Origin of the sequence: Actinotalea ferrariae CF5-4 (assembly GCF_000603945.1) — a bacterium.
Lineage (GTDB): Bacteria > Actinomycetota > Actinomycetes > Actinomycetales > Cellulomonadaceae > Actinotalea > Actinotalea ferrariae.
Genome location: NZ_AXCW01000567.1, coordinates 1 through 631, shown reverse-complemented (window position 1 = coordinate 631; position 631 = coordinate 1). Strand labels below are relative to the sequence as shown.

The 631-nt window shown below is 57.8% G+C and carries 1 rRNA gene; it reads left to right on the top strand.

The features are described from left to right. Nucleotides 1-275: 275 nt before the first annotated feature. Nucleotides 276-631: ribosomal RNA gene (locus N866_RS19330) — 16S ribosomal RNA — on the top strand; the annotation flags it as partial.

Genomic DNA, 631 nt, shown 5'->3' with positions numbered 1-631 from the left:
GTAGAGAAGTTGCCTCCTGATGGGTCGGAAGATCTGGATGGATGCGCGTCCGTTCCTTGAGAACTCAACAGCGTGCCAAAAGTCGATGCCATTTGTCGTCGTGTCGTGGCTGGTCTCACCTTCGGTGGGGTTGGTTGTGGTGCGGTGACGTGGTTGAGACGAATGCAAGTCAGTTGATGTCATGCATTTGATCGAGGCCAGATGATAACGGGTCCTTCGGGGCCGCTTCGTGTGTCAGCTTGCTCGTGCCTTCGGGTGCGGGTGGCTTATAGACATGTACGGAGAGTTTGATCCTGGCTCAGGACGAACGCTGGCGGCGTGCTTAACACATGCAAGTCGAACGGTGACCTCGGTGCTTGCACCGGGTGATCAGTGGCGAACGGGTGAGTAACACGTGAGCAACCTACCCCTGACTCTGGGATAACTCCGAGAAATCGGTGCTAATACCGGATACGAGACGCACAGGCATCTGTAGCGTCTGGAAAGAATTTTGGTCAGGGATGGGCTCGCGGCCTATCAGCTTGTTGGTGGGGTAACGGCCCACCAAGGCGACGACGGGTAGCCGGCCTGAGAGGGCGACCGGCCACACTGGGACTGAGACACGGCCCAGACTCCTACGGGAGGCAGCAGT